Here is a 17,461-nt window from a genome sequence, read left to right as displayed (position 1 = left end):
CATCATCGCACAGCTACGCTGGTGCAGGGGCCGTCCACGCCATCACGTCACCACCGCACGGTTCAGCCGCTGCCCCGGCTTGGGCCGTTCCAGGAGCGGCTCGATACGCTGCTGACGGAGAACGAGGCCCGGCATCGGCGCGATCGGTTGCGGATGACGCGGATTCATGACTTGTTGTGCCGTGAGGGGTTCGATGGATCCTACGATGCGGTGCGGCGTTACGCCCGGCGGTGGATGGCGGCACGACGTAAGGATGCGGGCGACGGCGCCCCGGCCTTCATCCCGCTGCTGTTCCAACCCGGCGAGGCCTACCAGTTCGACTGGAGCCACGAGGATGTAGAGATCGCGGGCAAGCCGATGCGAGTGAAGGTGGCGCACATGCGGCTATGCGCGTCGCGGGCAGTCTACGTCCGAGCTTATCCGCGCGAGACGCAGGAGATGGTGTTCGATGCCCATGCCCAGGGCTTTGCCTTCTTCGGCGGCGTTCCGCTGCGCGGGATCTACGACAACATGAAGACCGCGGTGACCTCAGTCTTCGTCGGCAAGGAGCGTGTGTTCAACCGCCGCTTCCTGGTCATGGCCGATCACTACATGGTCGAGCCCACGGCCTGCTCGCCGGCGGCGGGATGGGAGAAGGGTCAGGTCGAGAACCAAGTCCAGACCATCCGGGGCCGTTTCTTCCAGCCTCGCCTGCGCTTTGCCAGCATCGAGGAGCTCAACGGATGGCTGGAAGCCGAGTGCCTGCGCTGGGCCGCGTTGCATCCGCATCCCGAGCAGAAGGAACTGACCGTTGCCGAGACGCTCGATCTCGAACGGCCGGCATTGCAGCCGATGCTGGCGCCGTTCGATGGCTTCCACGAGACCGCCCATGCCGTGACCGGCACCTGCCTGATCAGCTTCGACCGCAACCGCTATTCTGTCATGGCCAAGGCCGCGCGGCGTGCTGTCCAGGTCCGTGCCTATGCCGACCGGATTGTCGTCCGCCTCGGCGATGAGGTTATCGCCGAGCATGCCCGGCACTTCGGCCGTGACCGGACGATCTACGATCCCTGGCATTATCTCCCCGTCCTCGCCAACAAGCCCGGCGCCTGGCGCAACGGTGCCCCCTTCCAGGGCTGGGACTTGCCGCCGGCACTGACGCGGCTGCGCCGCAAGCTGGGGAGCGGTGACGAGGCCGACCGGCGCTTCGTGCGCGTTCTGGCCGCTGTGCTTACCGATGGCCTGGAAGCGGTCGAGGCTGCGATCCGCGAGGCGCTCGATGCCGGTGCCGCCAGCGACGAGGTGATCCTCAACATCCTGGCGCGATACCGCGAGCCAGCATCGGAGCGGCCCCTCGACGTGGTCGTCGACCTCAAGCTCAGCCATCCGCCGATCGCGGACTGCGCCCGCTACGACACGGTGCGAGGCCTCGATGCAGCGGCATGAGATGATCGAGGCGATGCGCGGGCTCGGCCTCAGGGGCATGGCCAGTGCGTTCGATGAAGCCGTCACCACGGGATTGCAGCGCAAGCGCACCACCCACGAGATCCTGACCGACCTGCTGCGGGCGGAAGCGGCACATCGCCATGCCGCCTCGATCCGCTACCGCATGACCGCAGCCAAGCTGCCAGTGGTCAAGGATCTCGATGCCTTCGTGTTCGAGGGCACCCCGATCAACGAGGGCCTGGTCCGCTCCCTCCACGCCGGCTCCTTCCTGCCGGGGCGGCGCAATATCGTGCTCATCGGCGGCACGGGCACCGGCAAGACCCACCTGGCCACTGCGATTACCGCCAGCGTCGTTTGTGCCGGCGCCCGTGGGCGCTACTTCAACACGGTCGATCTTGTCACCCGGCTCGAGGAGGAAGCCCGCATCGGCAAGGCCGGTGCCATGGCCGCCCAGCTCAGCCGGCTCGACGTCGTGGTGCTCGATGAACTGGGCTACCTGCCGTTCGCCAGATCAGGCGGACAGCTGCTGTTCCACCTGATCAGCAAGCTCTACGAGAAGACCTCGGTCATCATCACCACCAACCTGGCCTTCGGCGAATGGCCCACCGTGTTCGGTGACCCCAAGATGACCACCGCGCTGCTCGACCGCATCACGCATCATTGCGATATCGTCGAGACCGGCAACGACAGCTGGCGCTTCAAACACCGCAGCTGACCACCTCGAAAAATCGCCTTCGCGCTGCTGCCGCCTCCGGTCGGGCTACGCCCTCCCTACGCCGCCAGCAGCGCGAAACCTGCGCCCAGCATCAATCGATCCACGCAACGCCAAGGGGGTCCCTTTTGCGCGCCGATAGGGGGTCCCGATTGGACGCCGATTGACACTGATGGCCGCGCTGGCGGTCGTCTACGCCACCATCAAAGGCCTCTCAGGCCGCTAATCTCAGGAGACATTTATGAACCCGCTGCCACCGGCCTATGGCTGGATCGATGACCTGCGCCCGCTGCCCCGGATGCTGCAGGAGGCTCGCAAGCTTTTTGGCACCAAGGAGGTCGCAGGGCCGGGCGACAATCCGATCATTCTTGGCTGGGCCAAGGAGGTCGGGCTCGCCAAATCCTACAATGATGACGCCATCCCGTGGTGCGGCCTGTTCATGGCCTTGGTCGCAAAGCGCGCCGGCAAGCCGGTCATGGAAGGCCCGCTCTGGGCGCGGAACTGGGCGGCATTCGGCAAGGCGGCAGATGAGGCACAGCTTGGCGATGTGCTGGTCTTCCGCCGCGCTGAGACTTCCGGCCATGTCGGACTTTATGTTGGCGAGGACTACGGCGCGTATCATGTGCTTGGTGGCAACCAGTCGGACGGCGTGACCATCACCCGGATCGCGCGGGAGCGCTGCATTGCTGTGCGTCGGCCAGCCTACAAGGCGGCTCCAGCAACCGCGACGCCGGTTCAGCTCGCCGCCAATGGGGCGCTATCCACCAACGAGGCCTGACCGGCCTCACCATCACCGACCTATTCGCCCGCATGCCAGCGGGCTTTTTTGTGGAGAAATGGCATGGAAGAACTGAAACCCTGGTGGACCTCGAAGGCCATCTGGACCGGTCTGATCGGCAGCGCCTGGGGCGTGGCTGGCACACTAGGTTTGCTGCCTGAGGGCCTGAGCCAGGCCGATGTGCTGACCGTGGTGCTGGCTATAACCGGTATCGGCGGGGTAGTGTTTCGCAAGACGGCGGCGGCGCGGATTGGGTGATGTTACAATCGGTACTGACGAAGGGAAGTTTTATTCGTATTGCTCAAGGGGCTGTATCGCGCTGTATGATGTGACCAGCCACAAATTGAGAGGTTCATGAATTTGGCAATTTGGCCTACAAGTCGCTCTTTTCCATGGCGTTTACCCGAATCCGACGTAGCGGGCATCTCAGAAGCTTTCGATCGCGACTGGGGCATCTCGTTCCTCACGTCAGATGGGTATGCCGAGCGGCTAAGCTGGAGACCCGCGAAAACCGGTAGCGTTTCGGCGGCTACGGTGATTCATTGATCAAGAACGATCATGGAGAGCCGTGTTGGATCCGAAGTCCCTGTTCAGTTTGAGCGATCATCTCGAGGCCTTGAGCAAGGACGGCGATCCGCTCGAGGTTCTGCAGCAGACGGTGGACTTTGAGTATTTCCGCACTTGGCTGGTGGAGGGTCTCGGCTACGGCGACGGCGCCAAGGGTGGCCGCCCGCCGTTCGATCCGGTGATGATGTTCAAGGCACTGATCCTGCAGGCGCAGCACAACCTGTCGGACGCGCGGATGGAGTTCATGATCCGGGACCGCCTGAGTTGGCTGCGTTTCCTTGGGCTGTCGCTCGGGGACCGGACACCGGACGAGAACACGATCCGGCATTTCCGCAATCGCTTGACTGAGACCGGAACGCTCAAGAGGGTGATGAAGGCCTTTGACTGGCAACTCCAGAAGAAGGGCTACATCCCGATGTCAGGGCAGATTGTGGATGCCTCGCTGGTGCCTGCGCCCAAGCAGCGGAATACCGAAGGCGAACGCTTCATCAAGGCCATGGCGGCGTAATGTTTAACCGCCCGCCCACACACGGAAATCCTGACAGTCCCCGACCGTGTGGCTGTTCCGCGAGCGTTTGGTACAGGCCAAGGCGATCGACAAGCTCTTCGGCCGCTTCGATGCCGCGCTGACCGATCGGGGTTATCTCGCCATGGGTGGGCAGATCATCGACGCAACCGTCGTGCCGGCACCCAAGCAACGCAATACCGAAGCCGAGAAGGCCGCAATCAAGGAGGGCCGTGTTCCCGAGGCATGGCAGGCAAGGCCCGCCAAACTTCGCCAGAAGGATCGCGATGCGCGCTGGAGTGTGAAGTACAGCAAGGCCAAGGTGAAGGAGGGTGCCGATCCCAAGGCGTTCAAGCCAGTCGACCTCGCCATTCCAATGTTCGGCTACAAGAGCCACATCGGTATCGATCGGGCGCATGGATTGATCCGCACCTGGGACGCCAGCGCCGCCAATGCTCACGATGGCGCGCGACTGCCCGACGTGGTCAGCAGCAGCAACACCGGCTCGGGCGTGTGGGCAGACACTGCCTACCGCTCGAAGAAGAACGAGGCCTTCCTCGCCAAAGGCATGTTCACCAGCCACATCCATCAGAGAAAGCCGCCGCGCCGGCCAATGCCCGAGCGCATCGCCAGGGCCAATGCCAGGCGTTCCGTCATTCGCTCGGCGGTCGAGCACGTGTTCGCGGGGCAGAAACATCGCATGCGGCTCATAGTGCGAACCATCGGTATCGCTCGGGCCCGCATCAAGATCGGCATGGTGAACCTGGCCTATAACTTCCAGCGCCTCGCCTGGCTCGAGGGGCGAAGTGCGCCCGCATAGCGAGAAATCGGGGTGCCGCGCCACGCTGCAACCCACGAAACCGAAGAAACCAAGCCGAAAAGGCCGGTCGTCACACCACAAATGCCGTCATCGGACCTCTCGCGCCGCCGTCAGCCCATAAGATCGGGTTCTTCGAGGTGTCCAGTTTACGACGATGCGCTCACCTGGCGTTTGTCTTGCAGCTTTTGGGCGCTTCCGGGTCTTGCGGGTGCCACAGGATACCTAAGGCAATGAAAAACCCCGTCGCGGCGGGGTCCTTAGTGCGATGGTGGGCCTCAGGTGAGTGCTGTCACATCGATATCAGTGCGCCGCGATAGGCCGGATCTTCCATGGCGCGGCCAATTCCCAGCGCGACGCAGCGCAGCGGATTGTTTGCAACCGAAACCGATAAGCCGGTTGTCCGGGCCAAATGGCAATCGAGGCCACGGATCATCGCTCCGCCACCGGTCAGCACGAACCCCTGATCGACGATATCAGCCGCGAGCTCGGGTGCGATGTTTTCCAGCACGACGCGCACACCCTCGACAATCGCGCCGATCGGCTCGGACAGCGCCTCGGCAATTTCGGACTGGGTGATGGTGATTTCCTTGGGGAAGCCGTTCACCAGGTCGCGGCCCTTGATCTGGATGCTACCACCCAGGTCGTCGGTTGGCATGCTCGCGATGCCATACTCTTTCTTGATCCGTTCAGCAGTAGCTTCACCGATCAAAAGATTATGTTGGCGGCGCACATAGGATACGATCGCATCGTCCATCTTGTCGCCGCCGATGCGCACGGAAACGCTATAGGCAAGGCTATGGAGCGACAGGACCGCGACTTCGGTCGTGCCGCCACCGATATCAACAAGCATGGAACCGAACGCTTCGGTCACCGGCATGTCTGCGCCGATTGCGGCGGCCATCGGTTCCAAGATCAGGAACACCTGGCTGGCGCCAGAATTGCTTGCTGCATCACGGATGGCCCGGCGTTCGACCTGGGTCGATCCAGACGGAACGCAAATCACGATTTCTTGATAGCGCAGCAGACTTTTGGTGCCATTCACCTTCTGGATGAAATGCTTGATCATGGCTTCGGCCAGTTCAAATTCGGCAATCACGCCGTCGCGGAGCGGGCGGATCACTTCGATGTTGGTGGGGGCCTTGCCCATCATCTTCTTGGCTTCTTCGCCGACTGCCTTGATCCGTTTGATGCCATTGATCGTCTCGATGGCGACCACTGATGGCTCGTTCAGCACAATCCCGGAACCCCGCTGATAAATCAGCGTGTTGGCCGTGCCGAGATCGATTGCAATATTCCGAGGACCAAAATTAAACCAGCGAGGATTGATATAAGACATTTCGAAATCCGTATCTTTCTCGCCCTAGTCTCTCAATTTTGTCGCGGTACAATTCAGTCAACATTCTTATGTAAACTGAGTTTAAGAGGAGGTTGGCAAGCTCGCTGCGAAGTTTTAACTTCCTTTGCAAAAATCAATCCATCAACAACTGCGCTGCTATCGATAAAAATTTCTTTGCAATCAATGTTTCCGCAGACCCTCCCTAGCAAATATATCGATCCCTCAGAAGATACCGATCCATTTATAACGACATCACTTTGGATGAACGAAACCCGTCTTGAGTTTCTATCCTCGAAAAATCCAAAGAATGAGCCCAGAGATTTCAAGTAATTTTGCAGTTCTTCCAAATCAAACATGTCGGCACTGTCACAGATTTGATTCCATGAAATTGATTTGATCCTGCTTCAATACGAGCATCCGCCTCAATTCGTTGATCTGCGAATTTGCCTGCAGCAGCTTTTCATCCTGTGAGGCATTCTGGTCATCTAAATCGGCCGATTGCTGAGCCAATTCATTTTCGAGACGCTTCACATCTATTTCACGAGCGCGCAGAGCCTGGAGGGTGTTCTCAAGCCGGCTGGTCACCGCCGTTCTTGATTGTTCGACCTGCGCCTTGGCCGTTCTCACGGAATCGAGGTTCGCGCTCAAACGGGAAAGCTTCCGGTCAAGCGTACCGGCAGTGATCTCCAACTGCTTGTTGGCCTCTTTCTGACTGATCAAGTCAGCGAGAATTTTTTCATTCTCGGCTCTTACGCTTGCATTGACCTGCTCAAACATCTGCACCCGCGAATTGAGTGAATCAATCGCGTTGCGGTACTCATGGAGTTCACGCTCTTTGAGCTTGGATTCGTGCTGATTTTTTTCAAATCGCTGCGTCAGATCGCTTCGCAATTGCGCAACTTCCTGCTCTCTCTTCAGCAACTTTTGAGTAAACTCTTCATTATCGCGCGATAGCTTCTCGTTTAAATCACGCGCCAGCGAAAGAGCTTCCGTGTTGGTGTTGATAACGTCTTCGAAATTCTCACACCGCTTTGCCAGCAACACCGCAGTCTGGTTGGCCTCCAGCAGGCTGGATGACAATTCGAGAATTCGATTGGCGTCAGATTCGACCTGAAACAGTAGTGACTTGTTGTTCAGTTCGAGATTCTCGATCTCACTCTGCATCGAAGATATTGTCGCTAAATTCTCAGAAAGGTTATCTTCAACTTCTTTCTTTGAAATATTGAGCAATTGCTCTCTTTGAAGCAATATATCGAATTCAGCTTGAAGGCTGTCAACTTCTTGGGTCAACGCCTTAACCTGGCCTAGGCTCTGTCCGAGGTCAGTGCTTAACTCCAAGTTTTTCATAGATTCTTCATCGTATTTTACTTTTATGAACTGATAGTCATAGTTCAGACCTGAATAGTCAACGGCCAACTTCCGGTGCCGCTCGAACGCTCCGGCCACTTCTTTCTCGATGGAAGCCACGATGCCGGTCAGTGACTGCAAAAATGAAAGCCCGGAATTCACATCCACCAGGCTTTTTTCGATAAGCTTCTGAGATTCACCCAGAAAATGAAATTCTGTGCGGTCTTCCGAAGCGGGCTGGAGATCATCCCCCAGCATGAAGCCGCCCCGTTTTTGGGAATCGCCGCTGACCGCCTGGCCAAGTGCGTTAAACCCAAACAATGTTGCAATGCGGCCCATTATCGCCCGTCGCCCTCTCAAACGCAAATACGATACTCCTTTTTAGCACAGTATGGTTAATTGCGAGACCGCCCAAAACGTTAACAGCGAGCATCGCACGCTGGTGCTCGGTGCGAATACGCTCACACTGATCGTTCTTCCACCCACGGGAAACAGCCACGAGGTGCTGCCTGCCCTGCGCGACAGCCTCGGGAACCTTGAGCGGGTCCTCAATGGCAGGAAGCGGCGTGTTCTGGCTGGTTCGGACTGGGTCCAGAGACCTCAATCGCGCCTTCGCGGCATATGATATATCGCCTGCCGGTTTTTGCTCGATACCGTTGGTTCCAGATGGGTGCGGATGATCGTGCGGTGAAGTCGGCTCTTCATGCCAATGCGCGAGCGGAATGAGGCTGTTACCAGATCGAACCTTGCTAAATCTGAGTCATAGAAATGCTTTATGGCGTCGCGGAGCAGTTCCTGCAGGGCCTTCCTGTCGCGAACCAGAAAGTGCTCGACCACTGGATGGTTTACACCACCTTCAACACAATTCGCGCAAAGGGCGAGCCCCGCCAATCTCTCCGGCGCTCGCACCTTTGACAATAATGCGATGCCGCTCTCGGCGTCTGAGTGTCTAACGAGAGCGGGAATGGTATTCCGCCGCGCTGAGAGTACCGGCCACGTCGGTCTTTATGTCGGCGAAGATTACGGTGCCTTCCACGTGCTGGGCGGCAACCAGTCGGACGGCGTGACCATCACTCGGATCGCCCGGGACCGCTGCATCGCCATTCGCCGGCCGGTCTACAAGGCGGCACCCGCAACCGCGACGCCGATCCAGCTCGCGGCCAATGGGGCGCTGTCCGCCAACGAGGCCTGACCGGCCATACCATCACCGACCTATCCGCCCGCGCTCCTGCGGGCTTTTTTGTGGAGAAATGAAATGGAAGAACTGAAACCCTGGTGGACCTCGAAGGCCATCTGGACCAGCCTGATTGGCAGCGCCTGGGGCGTAGCTGGAACACTTGGTCTGCTGCCCGAGGGCCTTAACCAAACCGACGTGCTGACCGTGGTCCTGGCCATCACCGGCATTGGCGGGGTGGTGTTTCGCAAGACGGCAAAGGTGCGGATTGGGTGATGTCATGACTGACGCGACGCGGATGGGGCTAATGTGCAGTGTTACCAGGCGGCGCTACGGGCAGGGTGGTTTGCAGGTGGTCTGCGCGTGATCGGACCCTACGCGAACGAAACCAGCATCTCGATCATGCTGGGCTAAATTTGCCGGGCGATCGACGGAATGATGGCCAACTTTCACCGGTCCAAATCGACGCTGTTCCTGCTGGTCAGCGCGCTGATGGGCCTGGAGCGGATGCGGGAGGCTTATGCCTACGCCGTTGCGAACGAGTACCGGTTCTACAGCTACGGCGATTCCAGCCTGCTGCTGCCGGGGGAATGAGCCGCACGCCCGCTCCCCCGAACAGCCTCACGCGATGATCTGCAGATCGCTGAAAACCAGCGCCGGATGGGTCGAGGCACCCAGCAACGCGACCTGGACGGCGGCAGCACCGCCTTGCCCATCAGCATCGTAGTAGAGCTTGCCCGAGGCGGTGTCGTAGATCACCCGGTCCGAGGTATCGTGCGCGGTCTTCGCACCGGCGGCAGCGTAGAACTCGTCGGCGGTGAGTGCGCCCAGATGGGAGAAGCCTGCAAAGGCGGCCTTGCTCAGCTGGATCTTATCACCCTCGGCACGGCTGAAGTCGGTGATGGTGTCCGAACCGGCAGTTGCTGTGTCGAAGACGAAGCTGTCTTTGCCCGCACCACCGGTGAGGGTGTCCTTGCCAGCCCCGCCATAAAGCTTGTCGTTTCCTGCCCCGCCGTTCAGCGCGTCGTTGCCGCCATTGCCCCAAAGTTGATTGGCCGCGCTGCTTCCGATCACGGTGTCGGCGTACTTGCCGGCAATCACGTTCTCGATCCCCGAGAGCTGATCGACACCGATGCCCGCCGCATCGCCTGCTGCAATCGACCCGGCTTGATCCTTGGCAGCTGACAGGTCCACCCTGATACCCGCCTTGGCGCTGGTGTACTTGACCGTATCGAAGCCCGCGCCGCCATTGTAGGTGTCATTCCCGGCCCCGTCGCCGCCCACAATCAGGTCGTTGCCAGTGCCTGCATTGACCGTATCATCACCATCTCCGGCGTAGAGCGTATCATTGCCCGCACCGCCAACCAGCACGTCGCTGCCGCCACCGCCGGTCAAGTTGTCATTGCCCGCACCGCCGTCCAGGGTGTTGGCATCAGCGCTACCAGTGACAGTATCATCACCGCCGCCGACCGCAACGTTCTCGATGCCGCTCAGGGTGTCGGTGCCATCACCGGTGGCGCGATTGGTCACGAGGTCGACGCTTACATTGCCCTGCGCATCGGTGAGATCGGCCGTGTCCACGCCTGCTCCGCCAGAAATTTTGTCGTCGCCAGCACCACCGCTCAGGACGTCGTTGCCTGCGCCGCCGTTCAAACGGTCATTGCCCGCACCGCCGTCGAGCGTGTTGGCATCAGCGCTCCCAGTGACGGTATCATCACCGTCGCCGACCGCAACGTTCTCGATGCCGCTCAGGGTGTCGGTGCCATCACCGGTGGCGCGATTGGTCACGAGGTCGACGCTTACATTGCCCTGCGCATCGGTGAGATCAACCGTGTCCACGCCTGTCCCGCCGGTGATCGTATCATTGCCCGCACCGCCAACCAGAACGTCGTTGCCGGTACCGCCATCAACATTGTCATTGCCAGCGCCGCCATCGATCATGTCGTTGCCGGCCCCGCCTGCCAGCGCATTGCGTCCGTCGTTCCCGGTGAGATCATTGGCCAGCGTATTACCCGTGAGGCCCGCGTCGCCGCTGTCCTTGCCCAGCGAAGCGTTGTCCACATTGGCTGCAAGTGTGTACTGGATCGTCGCCACCACCAGGACCGTATCGACGTCGGAGGGCGCGCCCTGATCGTCGATCACATCACCGGTATCATCCACGTAGTAGGTGTCGTTGCCCGCGCCGCCGATCATCGTGTCAGCGCCGGTGCCGCCATCAAGCACATCGTTGCCAGTGCCGCCCTCAAGATGATCGTTGCCAGCTTCACCGTAAAGCTTGTCGTTGCCCGCATCACCGTGAAGCTCGTCGTCGTCATAGCCGCCGTAGAGCTGGTCCTGCCCATCGCCGCCGTAAAGCCGGTCATTGTCTTCCTGACCATAGAGGCGATCGTTGCCAATCCCGCCGCGCAGTTCATCGAGGTTACCGCCGCCATAGATGCGGTCGTCGCCGTTCTTACCGGTCAGGTAGTTGATGCCGTTATCGCCGTAGAGATAGACCGGCGTGTCCTGCCCGTCGTCCGTGTTGGTCAGAGCCAGGTTGCCAACCGTCACGCGCAGATAAGACAAGTCCCGCGTGTCGACCGTGGTCTGGAGGCTGTAGGCTTGGCTTCCGTCGTCGAGGTAATCGTCGACGCCGGTCACGGTCAGGGTCTGGGCCACGTTCCAGTTGGCGCTGGTGAAGGTCAGCGTCTCGCTCGACAGCGAGCCTTCGGTTGTGGATCGGCGTGCAAAAAGGACCCCGTTAGCGGGGTGATCGGCGTCCAAAAGGGACCCCTCATTTCGATGGTGTAGCAGTCCGCCTGGTTTTCCAGGTGGTGAGATCGGGATGTTGGTGGTGGAGACGGTAGTACGGATTCGGCGTGAGTACGCCGGCGGCAAGCCGATCAAGGAGATCGCGCGGGATTTGCGGCTATCGCGCAAGGTAATTCGCAAGGCGATCCGGGCGCCTGAAGGGGCGTTCGACTATCATCGTTCGGTGCAGCCGCTCCCGCGGATCGGGCCGTTCCGGGAGCGGCTCGATGCACTGCTGGCCGAGAACGAGGCACGCGCGCGTCGTGATCGGCTGCGGATGACGCGTATCCATGATCTGTTGCTGCGCGAAGGCTTCGAGGGATCGTACGATGCGGTTCGGCGCTACGCTGCACGCTGGTGCGATGCGCGGCGTAAGGACCCCGGTGCCGGCGTGGCGGCGTTCATCCCGCTGCTATTCAGGCAGGGCGAGGCGTACCAGTTCGACTGGAGCCACGAAGACGTGGAGATCGCGGGCAAGCCGATGCGTGTGAAGGTCGCCCACGTGCGGCTGTGTGCATCGCGGGCAGTCTATGTTCGGGCGTATCCGCGCGAGACGCAGGAGATGGTGTTCGACGCGCATGCACGCGGCTTCGCGTTCTTCGGAGGGGTTCCGCTGCGCGGCATCTACGACAACATGAAGACCGCAGTGACGACGGTGTTCGTCGGCAAGGAGCGCGTGTTCAACCGGCGGTTCCTGGTGATGGCGGACCATTACATGGTCGAGCCGACCGCGTGCTCGCCGGCGGCCGGCTGGGAGAAGGGCCAGGTCGAGCACCAGGTCCAGACGATACGGGGACGGTTCTTCAAGCCGCGGCTTCGGTTCGCCAGTCTGGATGAGCTGAACGGTTGGCTGGAAGCCGAGTGCCTGCGCTGGGCGGCGAGGCATGCGCATCCCGAGCACAAGGAGATGACGGTCGCGCAGGCACTGGAGTTAGAGCGGCCCGCACTTCAGCCGATGCTCGCGCCCTTCGACGGCTTCCACGAGACGCAGCACGCGGTGACGGGAACCTGTCTGATCAGCTTCGACCGGAACCGCTACTCGGTTGCCGCCAAGGCCGTCCGCCGGGCGGTCCAGGTCCGGGCCTATGCCGATCGGATCGTCGTGCGGATGGGCGATGAGGTCATCGCTGATCATCCCCGGTTCTTCGGTCGCGACCGAACGATCTACAACCCCTGGCATTATCTGCCGGTGCTGGTGAACAAGCCCGGTGCGCTGAGGAACGGGGCGCCGTTCCAGGACTGGGATCTATCACCTGCGCTTGCCCGGCTGCGGCGTAAGCTTGGCAGTGACGACGATGCCGATCGGCGCTTCGTCCGCGTTCTTGCGGCCGTCCTCAGCGATGGACTGGATGCGGTCGAGGGTGCCGTGCGAGAGGCGCTAGACGCAGGTGCTGTCAGCGACGAGGTCATCCTCAACATCCGGTCACGGCGGCGGGAGCCGCCCCGGCCTGCTTCCATCGTTACGTCTGAGGATCTGGCACTAATGCACCCGCCGATCGCGAACTGCGCTCGCTACGACAGCCTGCGAGGCCTCCATGCAGCGGCATGAGATGATCGATGCGATGCGCGGGCTCGGCCTCAAGGGCATGGCAGGCGCGTTCGACGAAGCCGTCACCACGGGTGTTCAGCGCAAGCGCACCGCGATGGAGATCCTGAGCGATCTGTTGCGCGCCGAGGGCGCACACCGTCATGCTGCCTCGATCCGCTATCGGATGAGCGCCGCCAGGCTGCCAGTCGTGAAGGACCTCGACACGTTCGTGTTCGATAACACCCCGATCAACGAAGGGCTGGTGCGCTCGCTTCACGCAGGCTCGTTCCTGCCAGGGCGCCGCAACGTCGTGCTCGTCGGGGGCACAGGCACGGGCAAGACCCACCTCGCCAGCGCGATCGCCGCCAGCGTCATCCGTGCCGGTGCACGCGGCCGCTACTTCAATACCGTCGATCTGGTGACGCAGCTCGAGGAGGAGACGCGCATCGGCAAGGCTGGTGCGCTCGCGGCCCACCTGCGCCGCCACGAGCTCGTGGTGCTCGACGAGCTTGGCTACCTGCCGTTCGCCCGCTCAGGCGGCCAGTTGCTCTTCCACCTGATCAGCAAGCTTTACGAGCAGACCTCAGTAATCATCACCACCAACCTGACGTTCGGCGAGTGGCCCAGCGTGTTCGGTGATCCCAAAATGACGACAGCGCTGCTCGATCGCATCACCCATCACTGCGACATCGTTGAAACCGGCAACGACAGCTGGCGCTTCAAAAACCGCAGCTGACGCCAGATAGAGGATCGTTCGCGCTGCTTGCGCCTCCGGTCGGGCTACGCCCTCCCTACGCCGCAAGCAGCGCGAAAAGTGCGCCCAGCATCGACGCCCGCCAGCGCCATAAGGGGGTCCCTTTTGCACGCCGATCGGGGGTCCCGGTTCGACGCCTATTTACAGCCTAGCGGGCGGCGCTGCAAGCGGCGATGCTGGTCAGTCTCTCGCGCTCCCTCGATATCTGGCTGGTGACCGGGCGAAGCTGGAACCCAGATCAAACCGCAGCACCAGCGCAGCAGCCCTATGCGCTTCAACTGCAAGCGGCTGGGACGTTACGGGGAGTAAGGCTTACCAGAGCGTAGAGCGATCTTCGAGCCGCCCGCTGGGGCCGACCTGAAGCCGATCTGTGCGCAGGCTGGTCGCTGAACCAACTCACACGGGATGGGCCCCGCTTGAGACGTTATCAAGCCTCAGCCTTGATCCGAGCTGCGTTCGCAACGTCACCGGCAGGGGAGGCGCAGTAGGCCGCCCAAGCAGCCATGAGCTTTACGCGCTTGGGAAACAGGGTGCCGCGTTGATACGCCGCCTCGGCCTTGTCGGCCAGTTGGTGCGCCGTGGCGTGGCGTGCTCAACCACCTCGCGGGGAAACGAGGTGCTTTCTCCCGCCCAGTCGCGGAACGTTGAACGGAAGCCGTGCACGGTGATCGCGTCGCGGTCCATGCGCCGCAGCAGCATGGACATCGCCATGACGGACAGCTTGCCACCCGATGCAGACGGGAACACCGGCGCGTCCTGGAGCGCCTTCGTGTTGAGAGGCAGCACTTCTCGCAGGATCTCGACGGAGCGCTCCGCAAGGGAGACGGCCGGGCGAGAGTTCGCCTTCAGGCTCTCTTCCACCGCCAAGTGCTCATCCACAGACGTTTGCCAACGTCTGCTGATGCTCTGGTAAAGCGCTATAATTCTACGGTATTTTTCCACCACTGATCGTCAACATCTGTCACCGGGTCGGAACAATGGGCCGCTCGGTGGTGGGATAAGTGGTGGGAAGCTCTATGCCTCTGAAGAATACCCAGATCGTCTCCGCAGGCCCCGGCATGCATGTCGATGGCAATGGCCTTTATCTCAATGTGACCCCCAAGGGGGCCAAGAGCTGGATTTTCCGATACCAGCTTAACGGCAAGCGCTGCGAAATGGGCCTAGGCTCGCTTGTTGGTCTCCCTGCGCCCGAAGCGCGCGCACTGGCGGCTAGGCTCAGGGCCAATGTGGCGAACGGGGTTGACCCGCTCGCCCAGCGTCACGCCGAACGCGAGGCCGAGCAGGCAGCCAAGCGCGCGGCGGACCTCGAGTTGCGGCGGCGGCAGCTTACGTTCCGGGCTGCCGCAGAAAGCCATATTGCGAACCAAAAGATTGGGTGGAGCAATGGCAAGCACATCCAGCAGTGGAGCAACACGCTCAAGACCTATGTCTACCCCAAGATCGGCGACAAGCCGGTGGATGAGATCACGACTGCTGATGTTGCCGCGATCCTCAAGCCGATCTGGAGCGTGAAGCCAGAGACTGCCAGCCGGGTGCGCATGCGCATTGAGGCTGTGCTGAACAGCGCCAAGGCGCTCGGTTGGCGCAGCGGTGAAAATCCGGCGGTCTGGAAGGGCGGTCTTGATGCGGTTCTGCCTCGGACCAGCAAGGTCAGGACCGTGCGGCACCATCCGGCTTTGCCATGGGAGGACGCACCTGCCTTCATGACGAACCTCCGCTTGCGCGAAGGCGTTGGTGCAAGGGCGTTGGAGTTTGCGATCCTGACGTCAGCCCGGTCGGGCGAAGTGCGCGGAGCACGCTGGGAGGAGATCGACCTCGACAAGGCGCTCTGGACCATTCCGGCTGGGCGCATGAAGGCCAAGCGCGAACACCGGGTGCCGTTGTCCGATGCCTGCCTTGCGCTGCTAGCCGAACTTCCTCGGCTCGATGGTTGCCCGCTGGTTTTCCCCGGCCTGTACCGTCAGCCGCTGTCGGATATGAGCCTCTCGGCGGTCCTGAAGCGGATGAAGTACGACACCATTACCGTTCACGGGTTCCGTTCGACGTTTCGTGACTGGGCCGCTGAGAAGGGCTTTGCCTTCGATGCGATTGAGGCTGCCTTGGCTCACCAGATCGGCAACAAGGTCGTTGTCGCCTATCTGAGGACGGATCACCTCGAAGCGCGCAAGGCCATGATGCAGACTTGGGCCAACTTCCTCGCCAAGCGCTAACGCCTGTCTGGATGCCCATCCTCTCGCTTCACATGGCGTGAGGATGGGTTATTCCCCACCGCCTGAGATTTTTGGTTTAGTTCCTCTAGACAGACTGAAAGTGCGAGTAGAAATGAAGTGTCCACCAGCAACTGTGTGGATACGAAAATGCACAAGCTAACTGTCTCTATCCCCGAAGCCGCCAATATCCTCTCGCTGAGCCGGTCGACCATCTACGAGCTCATGGACACGGGCGAATTGACCAAGGTGAAGTTCGGTCGGCGCACCTGCATTACGGTTCAGAGCCTGAAGAACGCAGTGGCGAACCGGATCGGGCATGACCTCAGCGAGGAGGTCTTTGCAGCATGACGAACGCCGCAACGATTGCGAAGGCGCTTGACGCGCAGAAGTTCCGCTCCTCGGGTGACGGCTTTGTCTGTCGCTGCCCGGCGCACGAAGACGATCAGCCGTCGCTGAAGATCAGCAACGGCAAGGACGGCAAGATCCTCATCCACTGCCACGCCGGGTGCGAACCGAGGGTCGTGATCGACGAGATCAAGCGCCGGGGTCTCTGGCCCGAGCAGCAGCGCGAGCAGACCCAGCGTAAGCCCCGCAAGGCCGCCAACGACGACAAGCGCAGGGTCGTCGCCAAGTACGAGTACTTCGACCCTGAGACGGGCGAGCTGCGCATGCAGGTGCTGCGCTGGGAGCCGAAGACCTTCTCCCAGCGCCGCCCAGACCCAAATCGCCCCGGCGAGTGGGCCAATCAGGTCAGCGCAGAACACCGCACCCTCTACAACGCACCGCGCGTCTTCCGCCACGACAAGGTCATCTTCGTCGTCGAGGGTGAGAAGGACGTCGACAACCTCGCCGAGATCGGTGTCGTCGCCACCTGCAACCCCGGCGGCGCTACCAAGTGGCAGGACAACTATTCCGAAATCCTGCGCGGCAAGGACGTCGTGCTGGTGCCCGACAATGACGACGCTGGCCGCAAGCACACCGAGGTCGTCGGCAAGGCGCTGCAGGGCATCGCCAAGCGCGTCCGCGTCCTCACCCTGCCTGACCTGCCCGAGAAGGGCGATGTCAGCGATTGGCTGGCCGCAGGGGGCACCCGCGCGCAGCTCGTCGATCTGGTGAAGAATGCGCCTGAGTGGGCACCGCCGGTCGCGCCGGTCCAGCCGCCGATCCCCGCCGCGAACGACAACGCGGATGACAAGCCGTTCCAGTGCCTCGGCTACAACAAGGGCAGCTACTACTACCTCCCCAAGGGCCAGCAGCAGGTGGTCGAGTTGTCGGCGGCTGGGCACACAATCGCGAACATGCTCGGCCTCACCGACTACAACTGGTGGATGTTCGAGTTCCCCGGCAGCGAGAAGTCGCCGGTCAACGTCCACATGGCCGCCAACTGGATGATGCGGACCTGCGAACGGCGCGGCGTCTGGGATCCCGCCGGGGTGCGCGGTCGCGGCGCATGGTTCGACGATGTCAGTGGGCGTGTAATTCTCCGCAATAGTGGGCTTTGAAAATTCCCTGGTT

Annotated in this window: 17 protein-coding genes and 2 pseudogenes; 14 read left to right on the top strand and 5 right to left on the bottom strand. The window is 61.3% G+C overall.

Features of this window, described 5'->3' with window-relative positions; translation table 11 throughout:
- The 6 genes and pseudogenes from istA (WCL10_RS19630) to WCL10_RS19605 form a co-directional block, all read left to right on the top strand.
- The coding region (gene istA, locus WCL10_RS19630) for an IS21 family transposase (protein WP_336897339.1) at positions 1-1,425 on the top strand (1,425 nt) is incomplete at its 5' end.
- Positions 1,412-2,140, top strand: a complete 729-nt coding sequence (istB, locus tag WCL10_RS19625) for an IS21-like element helper ATPase IstB (RefSeq protein WP_336897338.1) — start codon at positions 1,412-1,414, stop codon at positions 2,138-2,140. The genes istA (WCL10_RS19630) and istB (WCL10_RS19625), both read left to right, overlap by 14 nt.
- A 238-nt stretch (positions 2,141-2,378) precedes the next feature.
- Complete coding sequence (locus tag WCL10_RS19620; protein WP_336897337.1) at positions 2,379-2,915, top strand: TIGR02594 family protein; 537 nt, start codon at positions 2,379-2,381, stop codon at positions 2,913-2,915.
- 63 nt (positions 2,916-2,978) lie between these two features.
- A complete protein-coding gene (locus WCL10_RS19615) occupies positions 2,979-3,173 on the top strand; it encodes a hypothetical protein (RefSeq protein WP_336897336.1) in 195 nt (64 codons plus the stop codon).
- Positions 3,174-3,486: 313 nt separating this feature from the next.
- Entirely contained in the window at positions 3,487-3,990 is a 504-nt protein-coding gene (locus WCL10_RS19610) for a transposase (protein ID WP_336897335.1), read from the top strand.
- Between the two features lie 43 nt (positions 3,991-4,033).
- A pseudogene (locus WCL10_RS19605) lies at positions 4,034-4,807 on the top strand (transposase); the annotation flags it as partial.
- 289 nt (positions 4,808-5,096) lie between these two features.
- On the opposite strand, the gene WCL10_RS19600 reads toward WCL10_RS19605, so the two are convergent.
- The 3 genes from WCL10_RS19600 to WCL10_RS19590 all read right to left on the bottom strand — a co-directional run bounded on the left by WCL10_RS19600 (position 5,097) and on the right by WCL10_RS19590 (position 8,381).
- Positions 5,097-6,143: a rod shape-determining protein gene (locus WCL10_RS19600; protein WP_336897334.1), complete on the bottom strand. Its 1,047-nt coding sequence runs from the start codon at positions 6,141-6,143 to the stop codon at positions 5,097-5,099.
- Positions 6,144-6,509: 366 nt separating this feature from the next.
- On the bottom strand, positions 6,510-7,829 hold the full coding sequence (locus tag WCL10_RS19595) for a hypothetical protein (RefSeq protein WP_336897333.1): 1,320 nt from the start codon (positions 7,827-7,829) through the stop codon (positions 6,510-6,512).
- Positions 7,830-8,090: 261 nt separating this feature from the next.
- Positions 8,091-8,381 (bottom strand): hypothetical protein, encoded by a 291-nt coding sequence (locus tag WCL10_RS19590; RefSeq protein WP_336897332.1) that lies wholly within the window; start codon positions 8,379-8,381, stop codon positions 8,091-8,093.
- A gap of 73 nt (positions 8,382-8,454) precedes the next feature.
- Between WCL10_RS19590 and WCL10_RS19585 the strand changes: the two genes are divergently transcribed.
- From WCL10_RS19585 to WCL10_RS19575, 3 genes and pseudogenes are all read left to right on the top strand, one after another.
- The gene (locus WCL10_RS19585; protein WP_336897331.1) at positions 8,455-8,682 is read left to right on the top strand and encodes a hypothetical protein; all 228 of its coding nucleotides are present in this window, start codon (positions 8,455-8,457) and stop codon (positions 8,680-8,682) included.
- Positions 8,683-8,745: 63 nt separating this feature from the next.
- Entirely contained in the window at positions 8,746-8,940 is a 195-nt protein-coding gene (locus WCL10_RS19580) for a hypothetical protein (RefSeq protein WP_336897330.1), read from the top strand.
- An 87-nt stretch (positions 8,941-9,027) separates the two neighbouring features.
- Positions 9,028-9,258 (top strand): annotated as a pseudogene (locus WCL10_RS19575) (S-adenosylmethionine:tRNA ribosyltransferase-isomerase); the annotation flags it as partial.
- A 27-nt stretch (positions 9,259-9,285) separates the two neighbouring features.
- Here WCL10_RS19575 and WCL10_RS19570 read toward each other — a convergent pair.
- Entirely contained in the window at positions 9,286-11,427 is a 2,142-nt protein-coding gene (locus WCL10_RS19570; RefSeq protein WP_336897329.1) for a calcium-binding protein, read from the bottom strand.
- Positions 11,428-11,488: 61 nt separating this feature from the next.
- Here WCL10_RS19570 and istA (WCL10_RS19565) point away from each other — a divergent pair, with 61 nt between their 5' ends.
- A complete protein-coding gene (gene istA, locus WCL10_RS19565) occupies positions 11,489-13,003 on the top strand; it encodes an IS21 family transposase (protein WP_336897328.1) in 1,515 nt (504 codons plus the stop codon).
- The gene (gene istB, locus WCL10_RS19560) at positions 12,990-13,718 is read left to right on the top strand and encodes an IS21-like element helper ATPase IstB (protein WP_336897327.1); all 729 of its coding nucleotides are present in this window, start codon (positions 12,990-12,992) and stop codon (positions 13,716-13,718) included. The genes istA (WCL10_RS19565) and istB (WCL10_RS19560) overlap by 14 nt, the downstream gene beginning before the upstream one ends.
- A 528-nt stretch (positions 13,719-14,246) precedes the next feature.
- Here the strand turns inward: istB (WCL10_RS19560) and WCL10_RS19555 are convergent.
- A complete protein-coding gene (locus tag WCL10_RS19555) occupies positions 14,247-14,615 on the bottom strand; it encodes a hypothetical protein (RefSeq protein ID WP_336897326.1) in 369 nt (122 codons plus the stop codon).
- A gap of 137 nt (positions 14,616-14,752) precedes the next feature.
- Between WCL10_RS19555 and WCL10_RS19550 the strand changes: the two genes are divergently transcribed.
- The 3 genes from WCL10_RS19550 to WCL10_RS19540 all read left to right on the top strand — a co-directional run bounded on the left by WCL10_RS19550 (position 14,753) and on the right by WCL10_RS19540 (position 17,448).
- On the top strand, positions 14,753-15,946 hold the full coding sequence (locus WCL10_RS19550; protein ID WP_336897325.1) for an integrase arm-type DNA-binding domain-containing protein: 1,194 nt from the start codon (positions 14,753-14,755) through the stop codon (positions 15,944-15,946).
- 147 nt (positions 15,947-16,093) lie between these two features.
- Positions 16,094-16,294, top strand: coding sequence for a helix-turn-helix domain-containing protein (locus tag WCL10_RS19545; protein ID WP_336897324.1), 201 nt, complete (start codon positions 16,094-16,096; stop codon positions 16,292-16,294).
- The gene (locus tag WCL10_RS19540) at positions 16,291-17,448 is read left to right on the top strand and encodes a toprim domain-containing protein (protein WP_336897323.1); all 1,158 of its coding nucleotides are present in this window, start codon (positions 16,291-16,293) and stop codon (positions 17,446-17,448) included. The genes WCL10_RS19545 and WCL10_RS19540 overlap by 4 nt, the downstream gene beginning before the upstream one ends.
- The last annotated feature ends 13 nt before the right edge of the window (positions 17,449-17,461 follow it).

It is taken from the genome of Novosphingobium sp., assembly GCF_037133355.1.
GTDB lineage: Bacteria > Pseudomonadota > Alphaproteobacteria > Sphingomonadales > Sphingomonadaceae > Novosphingobium.
This window is presented reverse-complemented; position numbering and strand designations above follow the sequence as displayed.